The sequence below is a fragment of the Myxococcus sp. XM-1-1-1 genome (genome assembly GCF_020037095.1).
GTDB classification, from domain to species: Bacteria; Myxococcota; Myxococcia; order Myxococcales; family Myxococcaceae; genus Myxococcus; species Myxococcus fulvus.
Genome location: NZ_JAIQDH010000017.1, coordinates 55,746 through 77,478, shown reverse-complemented (window position 1 = coordinate 77,478; position 21,733 = coordinate 55,746). Strand labels below are relative to the sequence as shown.

The 21,733-nt window shown below is 69.5% G+C and carries 15 protein-coding genes; 11 read left to right on the top strand and 4 right to left on the bottom strand.

Going from position 1 to position 21,733, the window contains the following annotated elements; translation table 11 throughout:
* Window positions 1-115 precede the first annotated feature (115 nt).
* Window positions 116-922 carry a hypothetical protein gene (locus K8640_RS28385; RefSeq protein WP_223749921.1) on the top strand — a complete coding sequence of 269 codons (807 nt, stop codon included), beginning with the start codon at window positions 116-118 and terminating at the stop codon, window positions 920-922.
* A 63-nt stretch (window positions 923-985) separates the two neighbouring features.
* Here the strand turns inward: K8640_RS28385 and K8640_RS28380 are convergent, their stop codons facing one another.
* Entirely contained in the window at window positions 986-3,175 is a 2,190-nt protein-coding gene (locus K8640_RS28380; protein WP_223749920.1) for a carotenoid oxygenase family protein, read from the bottom strand.
* A 217-nt stretch (window positions 3,176-3,392) separates the two neighbouring features.
* Between K8640_RS28380 and K8640_RS28375 the strand changes: the two genes are divergently transcribed.
* A complete protein-coding gene (locus tag K8640_RS28375) occupies window positions 3,393-5,414 on the top strand; it encodes a protein kinase domain-containing protein (RefSeq protein WP_223749919.1) in 2,022 nt (673 codons plus the stop codon).
* 21 nt (window positions 5,415-5,435) lie between these two features.
* Here K8640_RS28375 and K8640_RS28370 read toward each other — a convergent pair whose 3' ends face one another.
* Window positions 5,436-6,959, bottom strand: coding sequence for an Hsp70 family protein (locus K8640_RS28370; RefSeq protein WP_141323915.1), 1,524 nt, complete (start codon window positions 6,957-6,959; stop codon window positions 5,436-5,438).
* Window positions 6,960-7,277: 318 nt separating this feature from the next.
* On the opposite strand from K8640_RS28370, the gene K8640_RS28365 reads away from it, so the two are divergent.
* The 6 genes from K8640_RS28365 to K8640_RS28340 all read left to right on the top strand — a co-directional run bounded on the left by K8640_RS28365 (window position 7,278) and on the right by K8640_RS28340 (window position 15,727).
* Window positions 7,278-9,527, top strand: coding sequence for a PrkA family serine protein kinase (locus tag K8640_RS28365; protein ID WP_223750033.1), 2,250 nt, complete (start codon window positions 7,278-7,280; stop codon window positions 9,525-9,527).
* A 126-nt stretch (window positions 9,528-9,653) separates the two neighbouring features.
* Window positions 9,654-10,529, top strand: coding sequence for a serine protease (locus K8640_RS28360; RefSeq protein ID WP_223749918.1), 876 nt, complete (start codon window positions 9,654-9,656; stop codon window positions 10,527-10,529).
* A gap of 77 nt (window positions 10,530-10,606) precedes the next feature.
* Window positions 10,607-11,059, top strand: coding sequence for a cytidine/deoxycytidylate deaminase family protein (locus tag K8640_RS28355; protein ID WP_046713582.1), 453 nt, complete (start codon window positions 10,607-10,609; stop codon window positions 11,057-11,059).
* A 246-nt stretch (window positions 11,060-11,305) separates the two neighbouring features.
* A complete protein-coding gene (locus K8640_RS28350) occupies window positions 11,306-11,956 on the top strand; it encodes a HAMP domain-containing sensor histidine kinase (protein WP_223749917.1) in 651 nt (216 codons plus the stop codon).
* Window positions 11,957-12,034: 78 nt separating this feature from the next.
* A complete protein-coding gene (gene nla6 / locus K8640_RS28345; RefSeq protein WP_141323913.1) occupies window positions 12,035-13,471 on the top strand; it encodes an enhancer binding protein Nla6 in 1,437 nt (478 codons plus the stop codon).
* Window positions 13,472-13,759: 288 nt separating this feature from the next.
* On the top strand, window positions 13,760-15,727 hold the full coding sequence (locus K8640_RS28340; RefSeq protein ID WP_223749916.1) for an ArsA family ATPase: 1,968 nt from the start codon (window positions 13,760-13,762) through the stop codon (window positions 15,725-15,727).
* 27 nt (window positions 15,728-15,754) lie between these two features.
* Here the strand turns inward: K8640_RS28340 and K8640_RS28335 are convergent, their stop codons facing one another.
* A complete protein-coding gene (locus K8640_RS28335; protein WP_370640405.1) occupies window positions 15,755-16,441 on the bottom strand; it encodes a tetratricopeptide repeat protein in 687 nt (228 codons plus the stop codon).
* A gap of 100 nt (window positions 16,442-16,541) precedes the next feature.
* Between K8640_RS28335 and K8640_RS28330 the strand changes: the two genes are divergently transcribed.
* Genes K8640_RS28330 through cmk form a run of 3 tightly spaced genes read left to right on the top strand, consistent with a single transcriptional unit; the run spans window position 16,542 to window position 19,341 of the window.
* Window positions 16,542-17,510 (top strand): acetyl-CoA carboxylase carboxyltransferase subunit alpha, encoded by a 969-nt coding sequence (locus K8640_RS28330; protein WP_223749915.1) that lies wholly within the window; start codon window positions 16,542-16,544, stop codon window positions 17,508-17,510.
* Window positions 17,511-17,557: 47 nt separating this feature from the next.
* Window positions 17,558-18,649 carry a histidinol-phosphate transaminase gene (gene hisC, locus K8640_RS28325; RefSeq protein ID WP_223749914.1) on the top strand — a complete coding sequence of 364 codons (1,092 nt, stop codon included), beginning with the start codon at window positions 17,558-17,560 and terminating at the stop codon, window positions 18,647-18,649.
* Entirely contained in the window at window positions 18,646-19,341 is a 696-nt protein-coding gene (gene cmk / locus K8640_RS28320) for a (d)CMP kinase (protein ID WP_141323909.1), read from the top strand. Before hisC ends, cmk begins: the two co-directional genes overlap by 4 nt.
* 25 nt (window positions 19,342-19,366) lie before the next feature.
* Here cmk and K8640_RS28315 read toward each other — a convergent pair whose 3' ends face one another.
* A complete protein-coding gene (locus K8640_RS28315) occupies window positions 19,367-21,505 on the bottom strand; it encodes a transglycosylase SLT domain-containing protein (protein ID WP_223749913.1) in 2,139 nt (712 codons plus the stop codon).
* Between the last annotated feature and the right edge of the window lie 228 nt (window positions 21,506-21,733).

Sequence of the window (21,733 nt, the reverse complement as noted above, 5' to 3'; positions counted from 1 at the left end):
ACGGCGCGCGCCAGAACGCCGGAGGTGTCACGCTCTGTCGTGCATGGCGAGCGTGGGCTGCATGAGCGCCGGGGCGAGGTGTGACATTGCCCATGCCGTGCGGAGGTGAAGGGACATGGCGGAAGTCGCGGGACTCGAGCGCTGTCACGTCATTCTCAAGGCCGCGATACTCGCGGCGAAGCCCGAAGACCGGCCCGCGATTCGTTGGGCGCTGGGCGGCCCGCGTCCCGTGTGCCCGGCGGCGGGGCAGGTGGAGCTGGGGTTGTGGTTCTCCTCCCTCGTACCGCCGTTTCTCGCGGATCGCTTCGAGGAGGCCGTCGCGCACCGCATCGTCGAGCGCGTGCGGGACTTCCTGTCGAAGCCCCTGCGCCTCACGCCCCAGGAGTCACTCTCGCTGGGGCACGACAAGAAGCTGACGAGCAAGGCGGGCCGCGCCTATCACGCGCTCATCGCGGACTCGCGCTCCGAGGCTGACGAGTCGGAGGCGCTCGCGGTGGTCCGGCGGACGGCAGGTGCTGCGGCGGCGCTGTGTCGCGGCAAGGACACCTTCGTGCACCTCACCGCCGCGGTGGCCCGTGTCGTGAAGTACCTCGACGAGGAGCCCGGTCGCGCGGGGCTGGGCGTGCAAGGGCTGCTCATGGAGCTGGATGCGCGCATCCTCCGACTGGAGTGCCACGCAGCCATCGCACCGTTGCTCGCGGGGAGCGCGCCTCCGGACCTCGAGGCTGTCCTGTGGCGCGCTGACGGCGGCAAGGGGACCGCGAGGCACTTCATCGCGAGGCTTCGCGGCGGGAAGCTCGGACTGGTGACGAAGCTGGGCGCGAGGTGGACCTGGATTCAAGGAGGGAAGGACGAGGTCCTCGCCTCCGTGCCGGATGCCTGCTTCGAGGAGGCGACCCGCGCGGTCATGGCGGGTGACTGAGTCGCGCGAGCCCATGCCTCGGAGAACCCATTCATCCTCCGAGGCACCACCGCCGTCATGCCGCTACTTCTTCCGAGGCGCTCTCATCGTGAAGCGCGGGTACACGTCGTTCTCGAACACCTCGCGCAGCTTCGGGAAGTTGAGCACCCAGCGCACGCCCATCCGCCACGGGGCGAAGAGCGCGCGCGGCACTCGGGGGAACAGGCTCGGCAGCCAGTTCTCGTAGGCCTTCTGCATCGCGCTCACGTCGTAGTCCTCGCGCACGTCCACGCAGTAGGGCGGGTCGTTCGGCACGTGGCCATCGAGGATGTCCCCCAGGCCCGGCGGCAGATACGTCGTGTGCAGCGTCATCCCGATGTCGAAGTTCTTGCTGCCCAGCCGGCAGATGGGTCCCTTGGCGATGTCCTCCGAGTCGAAGATCCACACCTCGTCCCCCGTCGAGTCCGGCGGCAGGTTCGGCGTGGGGTCCGACACCACCAGCGCCACGACGTAGCCCTTCCAGTACGGGACCATCGGCAGCTTGATGCTCGGCACGAACTGCGGCGCGAAGCCGAACCAGCCGGTGGGCAGCACGTAGCCCTCGAAGCGGCCGGAGTTGACGAAGAACTTGAAGAAGCTCGCGGCCCGGCCCTCGCGGATGGGCATGCCCTCCCGGTCTCCGACGATGGGCTTGTACATCTGGTAGATGAACTCGGGGACCATGTCCGCCGTGAAGCCATCCGAGTTGAAGTAGATGGCCAGCTCGTCCTCCGGAATGCCCCAGTTGATGCCGCCGGGGGGCTCACCGCCAGGAGGCGGCTCGCGGGGGACCTCGTCGAGGTACAGCTTCAGATTGGTCTCGAGCTCGCCGTTGATGAGGCCCGTGTTCGAGAAGACGGTGAGCCCCCACGTGTAGTCATCGTGCGAGTGCAGCTTCGACTCGATGGTCCGCCGGCGCATGTCGATGTGGTGCACGCCCAGCGAGCTGCGCGTCACCGGCACCGCCGTGGGCATGCCCTGCTGGTACGCCTGGGCCCGGTTGCCGTTGATGAGCAAATCTCCCTCCTGGATGGTGTGGGAGAGGTCCTCGGTGGGAGAGTGCCCCACGACAATCGTGATGACGTCGTCCGGGTTCTCGTAGCGCGCCGCGAAGTGCAGACCGCCACCGCCGGACTGGAAGCGGTACGCGGGGATCCTCGGCGGGTCATCGGGCAACAGCGTGCCGGGCGAGGGACGCAGGTCCGAGCGCTTCACCACCCAGAACACCGCCTGGGGATAGGAGGGCTCGGAGGTCAACCGGCTCACCAGCCGCTGCAGCCGCGTCATGCCCGGCAGCGCGGACTGCACCGCGATGCTCCAGAAGTTGACCGGGAAGTTGCTGTCCAGCAGGACGACGTAGTCGCGCGTGACGGCGATCTGATGCAGCGACTGCGTCACCACCGGCTTGCCCGTGGCCGCGTCGATGAGCGACCAGTGGTGCAGCCGGTTCTCCCACGTGTCCCAGCTCACCAGGTGCGTCCAGCCCTCCCCGAGCGGCCACTTGGGCGCGTGATTCGTCAGGAACAGGCGCGGCTTCTGCCCGGCGCCCGGCGCCTCGGAGATGGCCACCGGGTGCTCGAACGCGAAGGCGGGGTGCGCGGTGCTCTGCAGCAGCGGGAACGTCCACGGCGTGCCGATGGCCGGCTTCCACTCGCGCAGGTAGCCCAGCGGCGTGTACGCCTCCAGCGTCATCGGATGAATGGCCCACGGACGGCCCGCGTCCGTCGTCACCAGCATCATGTTCTCGCCCTGCACCAGGAAGGGCGCCGTGTTGGGGGCCTCCTGCGCGCCCAGGGCGATGGACACGTCCGACAGCGTCGTCTCCCGGAATTCGTTGAGGTAGCGCGTGAGCGGCCCGCGCGACGTCTTGCCCGCGTTGACCGGCTCGCGCGCCACGTACGACGGCGTCTCCATGATGGAGGAGCTGAACGTCGCGTGGGCCCCGTCGAAGTCGAGCCGCAGCACGAGCCCGTCGGAGGCCAGCGCCGGTGAGCCCTCGGACACGCTGGGGCCGGCGACGAAGACGTGGCCGTGCAGGTCCGGGGGAAGCTTGCCGGCGAGCACGTGCAGCGGCTCGCGCGTGAAGCGCTCCCGGTTGGATGTCATCGCGTTGCGCGGCATCCCGGGTCTGAGACCCGGCGGGACGGCGACGCCAGGGTACGTCGTCCCATCCGGCAGATGGGGCGGCGCGGGCGGCGGCACATCCTCCGCCGAGGGGGAAGGAAGGGGAGACACGGCGCTTCGAGTCACATCAGGCATGACTCCTCCACGGGTAGGGAGCTGCGGAACAGGTCGGGGAACGGGGCCAGCACGGTAACACGTGCGACGCCCGCGACTCGGACGAGGTGGCACGTCCGCCAGGGGAGGGAGGGGGCGGGATGGTGTTCCGGCGCGTGGACCCGATGTGCCATCATCGCGACGCCCGGTGCGACCAACCATGAACCAACACGACATGTCTGAGCCGCGCATCATCGGCGGGCGATACGTCCTCGAGCGGGTGCTCGCGGGCGGTGGGATGGGCACGGTGTGGGTGGCGACGGATCCCAAGCTCCAACGCCGCGTGGCCCTCAAGCTCATGGCCACCCACTGCGCCCCCACCCCGCACGCCTTGCGCCAGTTCGAGTGGGAAGCCCAGGCCATCGCCCGCTTCCAGAGCCCGCACGTCATCCAGATCCACGACTGCCATCTGGAGGGAGACACCCCCTACATCGTCATGGAGCTGCTCGAGGGCGAGGACCTGGAGGCCCTGCTCAACCGCCGAGGCCGCCTGTCGCTCGCCATGGTGGAGCGGCTGCTCACGCAGACCTCCCGAGCCCTCACGGCCGCCCACGCCGCCGGTGTCATCCATAGAGACCTGAAGCCCGCGAACATCTTCCTTTCCCGGAGCGCGTCCGGAGAGGTCGTGAAGGTGCTGGACTTCGGGCTTGCCCTGTTGACCCAGGGTGGCACGGCGCATCCGCACCCCGAGGAGGAGATGGCGGGGACGCCGCGCTACATGAGCCCCGAGCAGCTCCGCGGGCTGTCGCCCAGGTTGGACCACCGCTGCGACCTGTGGGCGCTGTCGGTGGTGGCGTACCGGGCGCTCACCGGACAGCACCCGTTCCCGTTGGAGTCGCTGCGCCAGTTCCGCCTGGGCAACGTGCCGCCGCCGCCGGTGGCGCCGTCCTCGCTGGCGCCCGAGCTGGGCACGGAGGTGGACGCGTTCTTCGCGCGGGCGCTGGACGTGGACCCCTCGAAGCGCTTCCAGTCCGCGCACGAGCTGTCCTCGGCCTTCAGCGCGAGGGTGGAGGCGGGGCGGCCCGCGCGTCCGGCCAAGGTGCTGGTGGTGGACGACGAGCCGGATGTCGCGGTGCTGATGGAGCAGGTGTTCCGCAAGCAGGTCCGCCGCAACGTCTACCAGTTCCTGTTCGCGGCGGATGGCGAGGAGGCGCTGGAGGAGCTGCGCCAGCACCCGGACACCGAGGTGGTCCTCTGCGACATCAACATGCCGAGGATGGACGGGCTCACGTTCCTGTCGCGCATCGGCGAGGTGACGACGCTCACGCGCGTGGTCATCGTCTCGGCGTACGGGGACATGAGCAACCTGCGCACGGCGATGAACCGCGGCGCGTTCGACTTCATCACCAAGCCCATCGACTTCCCGGACCTGGAGGCCACGCTCGTCAAGACGCTCAAGCACGTGCGCGAGCTGCGGCGCACGGTGCGCTACACCGAGGAGAACGGCCTCTTGCGCATGTTCGTCCCGGGCGGCGTGCTGGAGCGGCTGCCGCCGATGATGCAAGGCACGGAGGCCATGGCGGGCGAGTGGGTGGAGGGCACCGTCGTCTTCGTCGACGTGCACGGCTTCACCCCGGTGCTCAAGGACGAGGCGCCCCCGGAGTCGCTGCGGCGGCTCAACGCCATCTTCGAGGCCATCGTCCCGGAGGTGCTCTCGCGCGGCGGCACGGTGGACAAGTTCGTGGGCGACGCGGTGATGGCCGTCTTCCGCGGCCCCGGCCACGTGGACCATGCGCTGGAGGCGTGTCTGTCCATCCGACAGCAGCTCGAGGTGCTGGCCACGAGGGGAGGCGAGGGCGCCCCGTACGCCCACGGCGTCTGCATGGGGCTGGACTCCGGGGACGTGGTGTCCGGCAGCATCGGCGCGAAGGCGTCCGGGCGGCTCGACTACACGGTGCTGGGGGACGTGGTGAACACCGCGGCCCGGCTGTCCACCCTGGCGCGGCGCGGGCAGGTGCTGCTCAGCGAGCGGACCAAGGAGCGCGCGCAGGAGCCCTTCGACTACGCGGCGCTGGGACCCCAGGTGCCTCCAGGGGCCTCGGTGGAGCTGCTGGTGTACGAGCTGCTCCGGGCGGAGGGGGCACGCACGCCGGTGTCGGAGGACTCGACGCCGTACATGCCCTCTTCGGGGGGCCACGAGGAGCCCGGGGAGGGCTCGCACGAGGCGGCGGGGCTGGTGGCGCAGCCGTCCCGATGAGCGGGGACGGCGCGCGGCGCTTCAGCTGCTCTGGGTGACGCGCACCGTGGTGTTCATCTCCCGGCCGGTGGCCGGATCCCGGGCGCGCATGGTGAGGATGCCTTCGATGTTCACGTCGAAGGTGATCTCCACCTGCACTCCGCCGGCGCGGGCCTGCTGGATGCCGGAGAAGGTGAACTCACCGAGCATGTCGTTGCGCGCCACCATCTCGTGGTCGCCCTGGAAGATGCGCATGGCCAGCTCGGTCTGGTTGTCCATGCTGGTGGTGGCGAGCAGCTGCTTGGCGTTGGGGATGGGCGCGTTGCGCGGGAAGACGACGTGGAACGCGCCGCCGGCCTTCTCCAGGCCGATGGCCATGGGAATCACGTCCAAGAGCTGGATGCGCAGGTTGGTGTCGTCCTGGAGCGAGTGCGCGTAGAGCGCCGCGCCGATGGCGACCGCCTCGTCCGGGTGCACGGCCTTGCTGGGCGCCTTGCCGAAGAACTTCGTCAGCCGGTCCTGGACGATGGGCATGCGCGTCTGGCCGCCGACCAGCATCACCTGGTCCACGTCCTTGGTGGACAGGCCCGAGTCCACCAGCACGCGCGCCACCATCTGCAGGGTGCGGTCGACGAGGTGGTTGGTGAGCTGCTCGAGCATCTTGCGCGTGAACTTCATCTCGATGTTCAGGGGCTGGCCCTGGGACGTCATCGTGATGAAGGGGATGTTGAAGGGCACCTCGTCGCGCGCGGACAAATCAATCTTGGTGCGCTCGGCCAGGTCCTTGATGCGCTGCATGGCCACCGGGTCCGTGGCCAGGTCGATGCCCGTCTTGGCCGCGAAGTCCTTGAGGACGTGGTGGATGATGGCGTTGTCGAAGTCGATGCCGCCCAGGAACACGTCGCCGCCGGTGGACTTCACCTCGAAGACGCGCTCGCGGATCTCGATGATGGAGACGTCGAAGGTGCCGCCGCCCAGGTCGTAGATGACGACCTTCTCCTTCAGGCCCTTGCCCACGCCGTACGCGAGCGCCGCCGCGGTGGGCTCGTTGATGATGCGCACGACCTCCAGGTCGATGAGCTTGCCCGCGTCCTTCACCGACTGGCGCTGCCGGTCGTTGAAGTAGGCGGGCACCGTCACCACCGCCCGCTTGATGGGCATCTTCAGGTAGTTGGACGCGACCTCGCGAATCTTGCCGAGGATCTTCGCGCTCACTTCCTGGAGCGTGAACTCACGCTTGCCGACGTCCAGCGTGACGTCGTTCTTCTTGCCGGGGCGCATGTTGTACGCCACGACCTTCTTCATCGTCTCGACGACGTCGCTGCCGAAAGGACGGCCCACCAGACGCTTGGCGCCGTAGACGGTGTTGCGCGGGTTGAGCTGCCACTGGCGCTTGGCCTCGTAGCCGATGAGCTCGTTCCCCTTGTCATCAATCGCGAAGATGGAGGGGATGGTGTACTCACCGCCCTTGTAGGGGATGAGCTTGACGTTCCCGCTGTCCTCGACAATCGCCGCGCACGAGTTGGTCGTGCCGAGGTCGATGCCGATGATGGGCTCCTTGTGCATCGTGTCTGGGCTCCGGGTGGCCACCGAAGAGAAAGGCTGGACCGTAGCGCACCCCGGCCCACCACGCGAGTAAGCTGACACCCACCTGCGACAAAGCCCTGCAACCCCGCACCATGTCGGGCGAAAAGTGCACCTGGGCTACTCTCCCCCCTGGAGGACAGCCGACGGCCCGAGCACGTGGGGTGGACGACACGGCGCCAAAGGGCCCTGGACTTTCCGGAGGGCGGGCGGGAAAGGTCGAGGAGCGCAGAGGACGGCCTGCGGCCCGCCGGTGGCGTGGCTAGATCAACGGACCTGGACGACGACGAGGAGAGCCACGTGGACGCGAAGGGGTATCTGCAGGAAGTGGGCTCGCAGGTGAACGCCGACTTCGTCAAGAACCGTTCGATCCTGTCCTTCGAGGAGTACCTGTCGCTCTTCCTGAACGACCCCAAGGCCCAGGCGCGCAACGCGGCGCAGTACCTGCGGGACGTGATGGACCACTTCGGGACGGAGACGGTGCCGCACCCGACGGGGAGCATCCGGCGCTTCAAGGTGTTCGATGCGCAGCACAACGAGCGCGACGGGCGGGTGGCGGGGCAGGAGGAGGTGCAGAACGCCATCTACCGGGTGCTCGGCAACTTCGTGCGCGCCGGCCGCATCAACAAGCTCATCTTCCTGCACGGTCCCAACGGCAGCGCCAAGTCCTCGCTGGTCAACGCGCTCAAGTCTGGGATGGAGACGTACTCGCGGCTGCCGCAGGGGGCGCTGTACCGCATCGCCTGGGTGTTCCCCTCGGAGAAGCTCATCAAGGGCTCCATCGGCTTCGGGGAGCGGGCGAGCACCGGGGACGGGGAGCTGACGACCTTCGCGCACCTGGACGCGGAGTCCATCGACCTGCGCATGCCCTGCGAGCTCAGGGACCATCCGCTCTTCGCCATGCCCGCGGTGGACCGGCGCAAGGTGCTGGAGACGGCGCTCAAGAAGAAGGGGCTGGGCAACGGGGACGGGGAGACGGGGGACTTCATCCTCTCCGACTACGTGCGCGACGGCGAGCTGTGCTCCAAGTGCCGGCGCATCTACACGGCGCTGCTCAACTCGTACAACGGCGACTGGCTGAAGGTGATGCGCCACGTCCAGGTGGAGCGCTTCTACGTGTCGCGGCGCTACCAGGTGGCCACGGTGACGGTGGAGCCGCAGATGAGCGTGGACGCGGTGGTGCAGCAGCTCACCGCGGACCGCACCCAGCTCAACGTGCCCGCGCCCCTGCACAGCACGGTGCTCTTCGAGCCGCACGGCCCGCTGGTGCACGCCAACCGCGGGCTCATCGAGTACGCGGACCTGCTCAAGCGGCCGCTGGAGGCCTTCAAGTACCTCCTGGGCTTCAGCGAGACGAGCGAGGTGCCGCTCGAGCCGTTCGTCCTCCAGTTGGACGAGGTGCTCATCGCGTCCTCGAACGAGAAGCACCTGGGCGCGTTCAAGGAGCTGCCGGACTTCGCGTCGTTCAAGGGCCGCATCGAGCTGGTGCGCGTGCCGTACCTGCGCCGCTACCGCACCGAGCAGCAGATCTACGACGCGCAGGTGTCCGCGACGACGGTGGGCAAGCACGTGGCGCCGCACGCGACGGCGGTGGCCGCGATGTGGGCGGTGCTCACGCGGCTCAAGAAGCCGATCCCGGACCGCTACCCCGGCGACGTGAAGGAGCTCATCGACCACGTCACGCCGGTGGAGAAGCTGCACCTGTACGAGGAGGGCGCGCCGCCGGACCGGCTCAGCCTGGCCAACACCAAGGAGCTGCGCAAGCTGCGCGAGGAGCTCTTCACCGAGTCGGACGCGTACCCCAACTACGAGGGGCGCATGGGCGCGAGCGCGCGGGAGATCAAGACGGCGCTGTTCAACGCCGCGCAGAACCCCGACTACAAGTGCCTCAACGCGCTCGCGGTGCTGGAGGAGCTGGAGGCCATCTGCAAGGACAAGAGCGTCTACGAGTTCCTGCTCCAGGAGGTGGTGGACGGCTACCACGACCACGAGGCCTTCGTGCGCGTGGCGGAGGCCGAGTACCTGGACCGCGTGGACACCGAGGTGCGCGAGTCCATGGGCCTGGTGTCCGAGGGCCAATACCGGGAGCTGGTGGAGCGCTACATCCAGAGCGTGAGCCACTGGGTGCGCGGCGAGAAGATGCGCAACCGCGTCACGGGCGAGATGGAGAAGCCGGACGAGCAGCGCATGCAGGAGGTGGAGGCCATCGTCATGCCCCGGGGCGAGGAGGTGGCGGACTTCCGTCGCGGGCTCATCGCCTCCATCGGCGCCCACCGGCTGGACAACCCGGACGTGGTGATGGACTACGCGCGCGTGTTCCCGGACATGTTCAAGCGCCTGAGAGATCACTACTTCGAGGAGCGCAAGCGCGTCCTGCGCAAGAACAAGGAGAACGTCCTCAAGTACCTCTCCGAGGACCGGGCGCAGCTGACGTCGCGCGAGCAGACGCAGGTGCAGAGCACGCTCAAGACGATGGCGGAGCGCTACGGCTACTGCGAGCACTGCGCGAAGGACGCCATCCTGTTCCTGATGAAGAAGCGCTACGCATGAGGAGCGGGCGAGCGGGCTGACGGGGCCTGCTCGGGCGCCTGCTTTCCATTGGTAAGCGGGCTCGGGAAGATGGGGGCGTCGAGCGAGTTCGCAGTCCCACGCGCCATCCTTCATCCCGGAGAGTCGATGACCCGCTTCCTCCTGGGCGCCCCCGTCGCCCTGCTCGCCCTCGCGTCGTGTGCCGGCGCCTCGTCGCCCCACGCGAGCGCCCCCGCGCCCAAGGCCCCTGCCGAGGTCGTGCGCGTGGTGGCGATGCCCGAGCCCGCGCGGCCGACGCGCAAGGAGATGGTGCGCCGCATCCTCCCGCACAACGTGCGGCTGCAGATCGCCGAGGGGGACAACGTGCGTCGCACCGCGTCCGGCGTGGTCGTGGGCTCGGAGCGGAGCGAGGACGGCGTGGTGGCGTGGGTGGTGACCAACGCGCACGCGGTGGTGATGGAGGACCTGAAGGCCCCGGAGCTGCGCGTGCTGGTGGACCGGCGCGGGGACGTGGAGACGCACGTGGGGCAGGTGGTGGCGCGCGGCAAGGTGCCGGAGATGGACCTGGCGCTGCTTCGCGTGCCGGGGCTGGGGCTGCCCGCGGTGGAGCTGGCGGAGGAGGCCGAGCTGGAGCTGGGCGAGGACGTCGTCGTGGCGGCGTCTCCGTTCGGCCGCGCGCTGTCGTTGTCCGGCGGCATGTTGTCCCAGGTGGAGTGGGACCGGGAGTCGCGGCGGCCGAAGCTGGTGAAGACCGACGCGCCCATCGGCTACGGGGCGTCGGGTGGCGGCATCTTCAGCCTGGAGACGGGCCGGCTGCTCGCCATCGTGGAGGGCTACCGCACCGCGCAGGTGGGCTTCGAGGTGCAGCAGGAGAGCTTCAGCTTCGATGTGCCCATGCCCGGCGAGACGTTCGCCGCGCCGAGCACCAAGGTGCGCCAGTTCCTCAAGGCCCAGGGCTTTGGCCGGCTGCTCGAGCGCAGCCTGCCTGGTGAGGGAGGCGTCGCTCACGCCGCGGGTCGCTGACCCGCCTTTTTGTCGACAGGCGCCCCGTCCGCGCTACATCCGTCCCGCTCTTTTTCGCGTCACCAGGAGGCGAGCGCATGTCCGGACGGGTTTCGTGGGATCAGTACTTCATGGACATCGCGAAGCAGGTGGCCACCCGGGCCACGTGTGATCGCAAGCACGTGGGCGCCGTCATCGTCCGGGGCCGCACCATCCTGTCCACCGGCTACAACGGCTCCATCCGCGGGCTGCCCCACTGCGACGACGTGGGCCACATGATGGAGAACGGACACTGCGTGGCCACGGTGCACGCGGAGGCCAACGCCATCATCCAGGCGGCCACCAACGGCGTGGGCATCGACGGGGCGACCATCTACACCACCGCCAGCCCCTGCTGGCCGTGCTTCAAGCTGATCGCCAACGCGGGGCTGGTGCGCATCGTCTTCGGGGAGTTCTACCGGGACCCCCGCATCTTCGAGGTCGCCACCCGGCTCAACCTGGAGCTGGTGGGCCTGGGCGAGGCCTCGCGCCCGCCCGCGTCGTCGACCTGAGCGGGAAACCCCCGACTCACGCGGACGGAAGCGCCACGGGAAACGTCGCCCGGAGAACACTCGGGAGCCTGCGCAAGTAGGCGTCGCTACACGGGAATTTGCCGGTTCCGGCAAGAATTACCGACCCAGGGTTGACGTTGTGGAACACGCTCCCTAACTCTTGGCCGCGGTGGGGTGGCGGCGGGGGAGGGAGACGAAAAACCCGAGGAGTTTCCGTTGGTTAGCTCGACGGCTGTGTCCAGCAGCATGGTGCGTGTCCAGGAGTCGACGGATCCGGTGGTGGGCGCTGCCCGCTACGGCGCCGTACAGACGCTGATGGACAGCCTGCTGCACGACGTCCGCAACCCGCTCAACGCGATGGCCATCCATCTGGAGGTGCTGTCGGAGAAGCTGAAGGCGGAGACGGGGCAGGTGCCCCCGTCGCAGGAGAAGAACCTCAAGGCGCTGCGCGAGCAGATCCAGCGCGTGGACGGCATCCTGCGGCAGTTCTCCGACTTCATCGTGTCCAAGGGCGGCGCGGCGGGCGAGGTGGACCTGTCGGACGCGACGACGCGGGCGATGAGCGTGGTGGCGCACGAGGGCCGCAAGCGTCGCGCCACGATGCAGGTGGCCGTGGAGGCTGGGGTGCGGGTGCGCCTCTCGGACACCTCGGAGCTCGGTTTCTTCGTCATCCAGGCGCTGCTGCGGGGAGTCCGGCGGGCGGAAGGTGGGGGCTCGGTGCGCGTGACGGTGCGCGCGGACGGCCCGGTGGCGGTGCTGGAGGTCGAGGACTCGGGAGGGGACGGCGCGCCGGAGCTGGCGGACGCCGTGGCCGCGCTGGGGCTGCGCTGTTCGCAGCTGGGTGTGGACCTCCATGTCCGCGGTGGTTCCTGCCGTCTCATCTTTCCTCGCGCTTGAGGGCTGTACCGAGCAGCGGGCTTCTCATTCAGAGTCACCCCCAATCCGCGTCACGACGCAGTACCGGAGGTCTTCATCTTGGGTAGCGCACGAATCCTGGCCGTGGACGACGAACGCGACACGTGCGAGGCGCTGGCAGAGATGCTCAGCTCCTGGGGGCACAAGGTCGAGACGGCCTTCGACGGGCACGATGCCCTGCGCAAGGCCGGCGAGTTCCGCCCGGACGTCGTCCTGTCGGACCTGGCGATGCCCGAGACGGATGGACTGTGGTTGCTGCGCAACCTCAAGGAGGAGCTGCCGGACTGCCCGGTGGTGTTCCTCACGGGGCGCGGCACCATCGACGCGGCGGTGGAGGCCATCCGCGAGGGCGCGTATGACTTCATCGTCAAGCCGCTCGACACCGCCCGCCTGAAGGTCTGCATCGACCGGGCGCTGGAGAAGAAGGAGACCCTGCGCGAGGTGCAGACGCTGCGCCGGCGGCTCAAGCAGCTGGGCTCCTCGGACCTCATCGCCCAGTCGGCGGGCATGCGCAAGGTCATCGAGCTGGTGGAGAAGGTGGCCCCGTCCAAGGCCAGCGTGTCCATCAGCGGTGAGTCCGGCACGGGCAAGGAGGTGGTGGCGCGCGCCGTCCACAACCTGTCCCTGCGCCGCGACAAGCCCTTCATCGCCATCAACTGCGCGTCGATCCCCGCCACGCTGATCGAGTCGGAGATCTTCGGCCACGAGCGCGGCGCCTTCACCGGCGCGGATCAGCGCCGCCCGGGCGTGTTCGAGCTGGCCCACGGCGGCACGCTGTTCCTGGACGAGCTGGGTGAGATCCCCATCGACCTGCAGGCGAAGCTCTTGCGCGTCCTGGAGGAGGGGCGCCTGCGCCGGCTGGGTGGCAAGGTGGAGATCGAGGTGGACGTGCGCGTCTTGTGCGCCACGAACCGCGACCTGAAGCAGGAGATCAAGAACCAGCGCTTCCGCGAGGACCTCTACTTCCGCCTCAACGTGTTCCAGATCCACCTGCCGCCCCTTCGCGAGCGGCGCGAGGACGTGCCCATCCTGGTCCAGCACTTCGTGGACAAGTTCCGTGGGGACTCGGCCAAGCGCGTGTCCGGCGTGCACCCGGAGGCCATGGAGGTCCTGAAGAACTACGAGTGGCCGGGCAACATCCGCGAGCTGCGCAACGCGGTGGAGCGCGCGGTGATCCTGTGCGACGGGGAACTCATCACCCGCGAGCACCTGCCGCCGGACATGGCTGGCAAGGGCCCGGAGCGGCATACCTTCCGGTTGCCATTCGGGTTGAGCCTGGACGCGGTGGAGCGTGAGTACATCCTCGGCAGCCTCCAGCGCAATGGCAACAACAAGGCGCGCACGGCGGAGGTGCTCGGGGTGAGCGAGAAGACGCTCTACAACAAGCTCAACCGCTACGCGGCGGAGGCTCGCACCCAGCAGTCCGGTCCTGGAGGGCCGTTGGGCGGGCAGGGGAGCGATGGTCCGCTGAGCGCCAGCAACCTGCTGGCGCGCTGACCTGACGGGTAGGAAATCCGCTCCGGATTCCGCGCTGTTGGAGCGGCTCGGAGACGGTGCGACGGGGGCCTCGGCAGGAGGGGTCGGCAGGGGCCGACCCTCCGCGAAACCCCGCGTCAATTCTTGACTTTTGACCTCTGGACAAGGGATTCTGCGGTCGCCTCCCACCCACAGGGAGGGCCCGGCCGTACAGGTCGACGCTCCGGGCGACTCCGAAGCCTTCAACTCGGCAAATCAGGAGTGTGCATCAGGGTGCCGCCGGGGGGGCACAAGGAAGGCCACAACGCAATGAGCGACGCGCGAGTTCTTCACTTCTTCGGCGGCAAGGGCGGGGTCGGCAAGACCACGCTCGCGGCGGCGTACGCGTTGCGATTGTCGGAGGAGGCCCCGAAGGAACGGGTGTTGCTCGTCTCGCTGGACCCCGTGCGCTCCCTGTCGGATCTGCTCAAGAAGAAGCTCGGCGCGAAGCCGACAAAGCTCGTCGCCGGCAAGGGCGAGGGCGGCGTCTGGGGCCTGGAGCTGGAGCCCGCCGCGCTGCTCAAGCCCTTCCTCGCGGAGTACCTGCCCGCGCTGAAGAAGGCCGCGGTCAAGGGCACGCACTTCACCGAGGAGGAGCTGGGCTCGCTGTACCAGCAGGCCATCCCCGGGCTGGAGGAGCTGGTGGCGCTCTTCCATGTCGTGGCGCTGATCGACGACAAGGATTTCGACCGGATCATCGTGGACGCCTCGCCCACGTCGCACACCCTGCGGCTGTTCGATCTGCCGGTGGGGCTGCGCAAGTTCCTGGGCCTGGTGCGCGCCGGTGAGAAGCCGGCCGCGGCGACGGGCAAGGGCAAGAAGGCGCAGGAGGCCGCGGCCGCGGAGCCGGGCTACCTGGAGGCGCTGGGACAGAAGGCGGAGAAGCTGCTGGCGCTCTTGAAGGACCCCGCGCGCACGGCCTTCCACCTGACGGCGCTGGCGGAGCCGGTCCCCGAGGCGCAGACGCGCATGCTCTTCACGCAGCTGCGCGAGCGCGGGCTGCCGGTGACGGAGATCGTCGTCAACCAGGTGGAGGACCGCGAGGGTTGCCCCGCGTGTCAGGGCCGCCGGGGACTGCAGGCGCCGCACGTGCGCAAGTTCCAGGCGCTGGACAAGACGGTGCCGGTCCACCTGCTGGGTCGCCGCGAGGTGGCGCCGCGCGGGCTGGACGGCGTGGGTCTGTTCGCCAAGGCGTGGGCGGGTGGCAAGGAGACGAAGGCGCTGGAGTTCGCCGCCGCGGAGGGCCCTCCGGCCCTGGTGCGCGCGCCGTCCATGCCGCCCATCGCCGCGCCGCCGCTGCCTCCCACGCGGCTCATCTTCTTCGTGGGCCAGGGCGGCGTGGGCAAGAGCTCCTGCGCGGCCGCGGCCGCCGTGACGCTGACGGAGAAGGAGGGGCCGGTGCTCCTCATCTCCACGGACCCCGCGCACTCGCTGTCGGACGTGCTGCAGAGCCGGCTGACGGACACCGAGACGCAGGTGAAGGGCACCAAGGGCCTGTACGCGCGCGAGCTGGACATGGCGGGCTGGTTCAACGCCCTGCGCAAGCGGCTCAAGGAGAAGGCGGAGAAGGCCTTCGAGGGCGCGCCCAAGGCGGGCAGCGAGGTCCCGGCGGATCTGCTGTACCTGCGCAATCTCCTGGAGTGCGCGCCCCCGGGCATCGACGAGCTGGCGGCGATGAGCGTGCTGACGGACGCGCTGGTGCAGGAGCGGTTCAAGCGCATCGTGGTGGACTCGTCGCCGGTGGTGAACTCGGTGCGGGTGGTGGAGCTGGCGGAGACGGCCAAGACGTGGCTGGGCGCGCTGCACACCGTGCTCAACAAGCACCGCGCCAAGGGCCTGGGCGAGCTGGCGGACGACATCGCCGGGATGATCAAGCACGCCAAGCGCTTCGAGGAGGCCCTGGCGTCCCCGTCGGAGGCGCGCTTCGTGGTGGTGACGCGCGGCGAGGACCTGGCCGCGGCGCGCACCGAGCGCGTGGTGGAGTACCTGAAGGAGAAGAAGCTCCCGGTGGAGCGCATCCTCGTCAACCGCGTGGGCCCCAAGTCCACGTGTGAGAAGTGCGAGAACCGCCGCAAGCTGGAGCTCAACGCGGCGAAGGCCATCGAGAAGAAGCTGGGCCTGCCCGTCACCATGGCCCCGGCGCTCGGTCGTCACCCGGCCGGCCTGCGCGAGCTGAAGGCGTTCCGCACGGCGTGGTACGCGCTGTCGCCGCCGGCCGCGAAGATCAAGGCCGCCTGAGGCCCCACTGGGGCGGCTCTGGCGGCCTCAGGCGTCACACTCGGACGGCGCGTCGGTGAAGGTTCCCCACTGGGGGAACGTCAGCGCGCCGGTCTCGGTCAGCGTGCCCGTCACGGGCGCCTCTCCGCGCAGCCTCAGCTCCACCTGGCGCCCCTTCACGGAGTACGTGCCGGAGAGCTCCGAGCGGTGGGGCTTTCCCTCCGCGTCCACGTCGCGATTCCAGAGCGTCACGCGGCCCTGGGTGCGGAAGCGCAGGCCCCGGGTGGTGCCGTGGACACCCACGCCCGGGCCGTACCAGCTCACGTTGCGCAGGAGGAAGGGGACGTCGGCCTCCTTCTCCGGGACGCGGCCCTGCAGGCGCTGCCAGCCGAGGGTGTCCCGGATGCCGTCGAAGTCCGCGTCCTGGCGGGCGCGCGTCAGCCGGCGGGCGTCCCGCTTCACGGCCTGGGTGAGGTGCTCGACGATGACGTCCCGGTGGGCACCGTACTCGCAGACCTGGCCCTGCTTGCGGAGCACGCCCAGGGTGGCGGCGGTGTTGTAGCGGGGCAGGGCGTAGTCCGGGGCCGCTCGGACGGCGGCCTGGAACTTCTCCAGGGCCTCTGGATAGCGGCCGGCCTGGTACAGGCGGAAGCCCTCGGTGTTGAGGGCCCTTGCGGGGGCCGGGACGGGGGCGGCGCTCAGCGCGAGGACGAGCAGCGGCAGGGCATGAAGCATGGCGTCCGGAGGGGCGTGGGGTGTCCGGCACCGTGACACGGTGCGGTGCGTAAGTGCTTGCGCGTTGAAAGGTGCCATACCCTGGTGCTAGTTCCGCGCCATGGCAACCGGCATCAGTTACGCGCTCGACTTCGAGCGCCCGCTCATCGAACTGGAGAAGAAGATCGATGAGCTCAAGGCGTTGTCCACGGGTGGATCCGCGGACTTCACCTCGGAGATTTCGAAGCTCGAGAAGAAGGCGAAGAAGCTCCAGACGGAGATCTTCAGCGACCTGACGCGGTGGCAGGTGGTGCAGATGTCCCGCCACCCCGCGCGGCCCTACTTCCTGGATTACGTCCGCTTCCTCTTCACGGACTTCGTGGAGCTGTGCGGAGACCGGCACTTCGGCGAGGACCCGTCCATCGTCGGCGGTTTCGCGCGCTTCGACGGCAAGCCGGTGATGGTGATGGGGCACCAGAAGGGCCGCAACACCAAGGAGAACATGGCGCGCAACTTCGGCATGCCGCGCCCGGAGGGCTACCGCAAGGCGCGCCGGCTGATGGAACTGGCGGAGCGCTTCGAGAAGCCCATCCTCACCTTCGTGGACACGCCGGGCGCGTACCCGGGCATCGGCGCGGAGGAGCGCGGACAGGCCGAGGCCATCGCCGTCAACCTGGAGGTGATGAGCCGGCTGCGCGTGCCCATCATCTCCACGGTGGTGGGTGAGGGCGGCTCGGGGGGCGCGCTGGCCATCGGCGTGGGCAACCGCGTGCTGATGCTCCAGAACAGCGTCTACTCGGTCATCTCACCGGAGGGCTGCGCCTCCATCCTCTTCCGCGACGCCAGCAAGGCGGACAAGGCGGCGGACGCGATGAAGCTGACGGCGAGCGACCTGGTCCAGATGAAGATCGTCGACGAGGTCGTGCAGGAGCCCGCGGGTGGCGCCCACCGCGATCCGGCGAAGATGGCGGAGGCCTTGGGCAAGACGCTGCGCAAGCACCTGACCCAGCTGGCCGAGCTGACGCCCGACGGCCTGGTCAAGGACCGCTACGCGAAGTTCCGCGCGCTCGGTGTGTTCTCCGGGCGCTGAGCCAGCCACCGCTCATTCGAGCCACCACTTCCAGGGCCCCGTCTCCCATGCGACCTCTCGTTCCTTCCTACGTCGAGACGCTCAAGCCGTACGTCCCGGGCAAGCCCATCGAGGAGACCGAGCGCGAGTTCGGGCTCTCCGGCGTCATCAAGCTGGCCTCCAACGAGAACCCGCTGGGGCCCTCCCCGCGGGCGCTCGAGGCGATGCGGCACGCGTCCGCCCAGGTGCACCTGTATCCGGATGCCACGTCGTTCCACCTGGTGCGCCGGCTGGCCGCGTCCCTGGGCGTGCAGCCTCAGGAAGTGGTGCTGGGCAGCGGCTCCAACGAGCTCATCGAGCTGCTCATCCGCACCTTCACCACGCCGGAGGATGAGATCCTCCTGTGCAAGAACTCGTTCGCCGCGTACCGCATCTCCGCGCAGGCCCACGGGCGGCCCTTCGTGGAGGTGCCGATGCGCGAGGGCTACCAGTACGATCTGGAGGCCATGGCGCGCGCGGTGACGCCGCGCACGCGGCTCATCTTCCTGGCCAACCCGGACAACCCCACGGGCACGGCGTTCGGCCGCGAGGCGCTGGAGAAGTTCCTGGCGGCGGTGCCGTCCGAGGTGCTGGTGGTCTACGACGAGGCCTACTTCGAGTTCGTCGACTGGCCCGAGTACGTCAGCGGGGTGGAGCTGTTCCGGCGCCACCCGAACCTGGTCGCGCTGCGCACGTTCAGCAAGATCCACGGGCTCGCCGGCATCCGGCTGGGCTACGGGGTGATGGACGCGAAGCTGGCGACGTACGTGCAGCGCACGCGCATGCCCTTCAACCTCACGGTGGTGGCGCAGGCGGCGGGGCTCGCGGCGCTCGAGGACACCGAGCACGTGAAGCGCACGCGCGAGAACAACCGGGAAGGGTTGCGCTACTTCGAGGCGGAGCTGCCCAGGCTGGGAATCACGCTCACGAAGAGCCACGCCAACTTCGTGTTCGCCGACTTCCGCCGCTCGTCCACGGAGCTGTATGAGCTGCTGTTGCGCAAGGGGGTCATCGTCCGGCCGTTCGCGGGCGGCGGCTTCCCGACCTGCCTGCGCATCTCGGTGGGCACCGCGTCGGAGAACGAGCGCTGTGTGCGCGCGCTGAAGGAGGTGCTCGCGTGACGGGCGCTCGCTGCTTCATCGTCGCCATCGATGGTCCCGCGGGCGCGGGCAAGTCCACGGTGTCCAAGCTGCTGGCGCGCCGGCTCGGGTTCAGCCTGGTGGACACGGGCGCCATCTATCGCTGCGTGGCGCTGCTCGCGCGGCGTGAGCGCATCGCCTACGACGACGATGCCCGCCTGGGCGAGCTGCTCGGCCGCGTGCACATCCACTTCCAGGTGGTGGGTGAGGAGAACCGCGTGTTCCTCGGCGACGAGGACGTGTCCGGAGAGATCCGCTCGCCGGAGATCTCCATGGCCGCCTCGCAGGTGTCGGGCCGCCCGGTGGTGCGCGCGGGGCTGCTGCAACTGCAGCGGCGGCTCGCGCTCGAGTCGAGCAAGGGCTCCATCCTGGAGGGGCGCGACATCGGCACGGTGGTGTTCCCGGACGCGGACGCCAAGTTCTTCCTGGAGGCCAGCCCCGAGGTGCGCGCGCGGCGTCGCTTCGAGGAGCTGTTCCAGAAGGGCGTGGAGAGCAGCCTGGGCGACGTGCTCGCGGACCAGACCAAGCGCGACAAGGACGACTCCGCGCGCGCGGTGGCTCCGCTGAAGGCCGCGGACGACGCCGTCCGCGTGGACTCCAGCAGCCTCCCACTTTCGGAGGTCGTCCACGACATGGAGGCGGAGATCCTCCGCCGCATGGCCGCGCGAGGGTAGGGGACGGGCCCGCCGCCGTTCACCCTCAGAAAGTGACGCCCTCCTTCGAGGGGGCGGGCACCACGAGCGACAGCCGGGGCTGCTGGGTTCCCTGGGCGTCGTAGAAGCCGTGGTACAGGAACAGGTCCGCCACCACCTGCTTCACGTAGCCGCGCGTCTCGCGGAACGGGATGGACTCCACGAAGAGGTCCAAGGGCAGGTCGCCGCGCTCCTGGGCCCACTTCGCCGCGGCGGTGGGGCCCGCGTTGTATGCGGCGGCCGCGAGCACCGGATGCGCGAAGCGCTCCATCAGCCGTGACAGGTACCAGGCCCCGTAGCGGATGTTGCGCTCGGGCGAGAAGAGGTCCGCGGGCGCGGGAGCCGGCTCGGCGAGCTTCTGCGCGATCTCCGTCGCTGTCTTCGGGATGATCTGCATCAGCCCGCGCGCGTCCGCCGCGCTCATCACCTCGGGCTTGAACGCGCTCTCGCGGCGCATGATGGCCCAGACGAGGAACGGGTCGACCTTGTGCGCGGTCGCCGCCTGCTCCACGGCGTTGGAGAACGCGCGGGGGTAGAAGGCCGCCAGCGCGTCCGGCTCGCGCGAGCCGAAGGCCCGGCCCCACAGGTGCCGCGCCGCCACGGTGTGCGCGTGGCCGAACTCGCCCAGGCTCAAGAGCGCGTGCGCGAACGGCAGCGCCTGGTCCGCCGAGCGCAGCCTCGCCACGTGGGACTCCACTTCGTCCGCCGCGTCCCGGAAGAGCCCCGCGCGCGTCAGCTCCACCGCGAGCGCCAGCTCGGGAGGCCGTGGCAGCTCCAGCGCCAGGGGCGGCTTGGGGAAGCGCGCCGGAGCCGGCCGTCCCAACTCCTGGAGCCGCTCCGAGGCGAGCAGCGCGTAGAACGACGCCGGAGACGAGGCGATGAGCCGCTCGTACTCCGGCCCCACCACGTCCGCCGTGGCGCCGCCCAGTTCCTGGCTGCGCGTCATCCAGTAGCGGGCCTGGGGCGCGAGGCTTCCTCGGGGATAGGCCGTCACCAGCGCGTCCAGCGCCTCGCGCGCCTTGGCGTAGTCCGCGAGCCGCAGATACGCGAGCGCGCGGAACCACATGCCCTCGTCCCGACGGCGCGAGCGCGTGTAGCGGTCCGCGTGCGAGGTGAAGGACTTCGCGGCCTCCTCGAAGCGGCCCGCCTGTAGATCCAACCAGCCCGCGAAGAAGGCGCCTTCCTCACCCGCCGACTGCGCCGCGTACTTCTTGGCCAGGCCCGCCATCAGCTCCCGGGCCCTGTCGTTGTCATCCGCCCGCAGGGCCCGCCGCGCGACGACCAGCTCCGCCTCCGCGGCCGTCTCCGCAGAGCCCTTGCGCGCCAGCGCCAGCGCCTTGTGCGCCTCCTCATCCCGCTTCTGCGCGAACAGACCCTTGGCCCTCAGGAGCGACACCTTCGCCGACTGTTCCTTGCTGAGCTTCTCACCCGCGAGCGCGTCCAGCTCCGCCAGCGCGCGCTGCGAGGCACCTCCGGACAGGAAGCCCTCGGCCCGGCGCGAGCGCTCGGCGAAACCCAGGCGCACCGCCGGGCGACGCTCGGAGAGCGCCTTCAACGCGTCATCGGCATACGGGTGTGTGGGAAAGCGCAGCGCGACCTCCAGCAGGTCCGCCTGCTGGCCCGCGCGGTTGCCCGACTCGCCCCGCGCCTGCGCCCGCTGGAACAGCAGCTCCGGCGTGGGCGTGGCCTTCACCGCCGACTCGAGCACCCCCACCGCCTGCTTCGCCTTGCCCGCCTTGAGCAGGGATTCCCCCAGCCGGGCCCGCGCGCGGGTCACCAGGTCCAGCGGCGCCCCCGGGAACTCCAGCACGCGCGCGAAGTCGAGCGCGGCGCCCGGTGCGTCCCCGGCGTAGAAGCGGGCCTGGCCCAGGTAGAAGGCGCGGTAGGGCTCCAGCAGGGCGGGGGCGGGGTTGGCCGCCAGCATGTCCCGGGCCTCGGCCGCGCGTCCCTCGGAGAGGGCCAGCGTGCCCGCCAGGAGGCCCAGCCGTCCCGCATCCGCGCAGCGCTTCGCCGCGCACTCGGTCCACTCCCGCTCGGCCAGGGAGGTCGCGTCCGCCTGGTGAAGCCGTACGGCCTCCAGGGTTGTCGGGGATTGTCCGAGGGAAACCCCCAGTGCACACCCCGCGACCATCCCCATCCAGCTCATGTGGTTCTTCCTTTCACGACGCGGCTTTGCGACCAGCCAACGAGATGCATCCGTCAGGCATTCCCCTCTCACACCAGGGGGGTGGTTTGACAGCCGGCCCGACAAGTCCTAAATCCGCGCGCCATCGGGCCGGTCCGAACTGTTCTTCATCCGCAGCATTCGCTGAAAGCGTTCAGGCGATTACGTGCTCTTGGGTCCGTCGAGTGGACCCATTGCGTCACCCGGGGT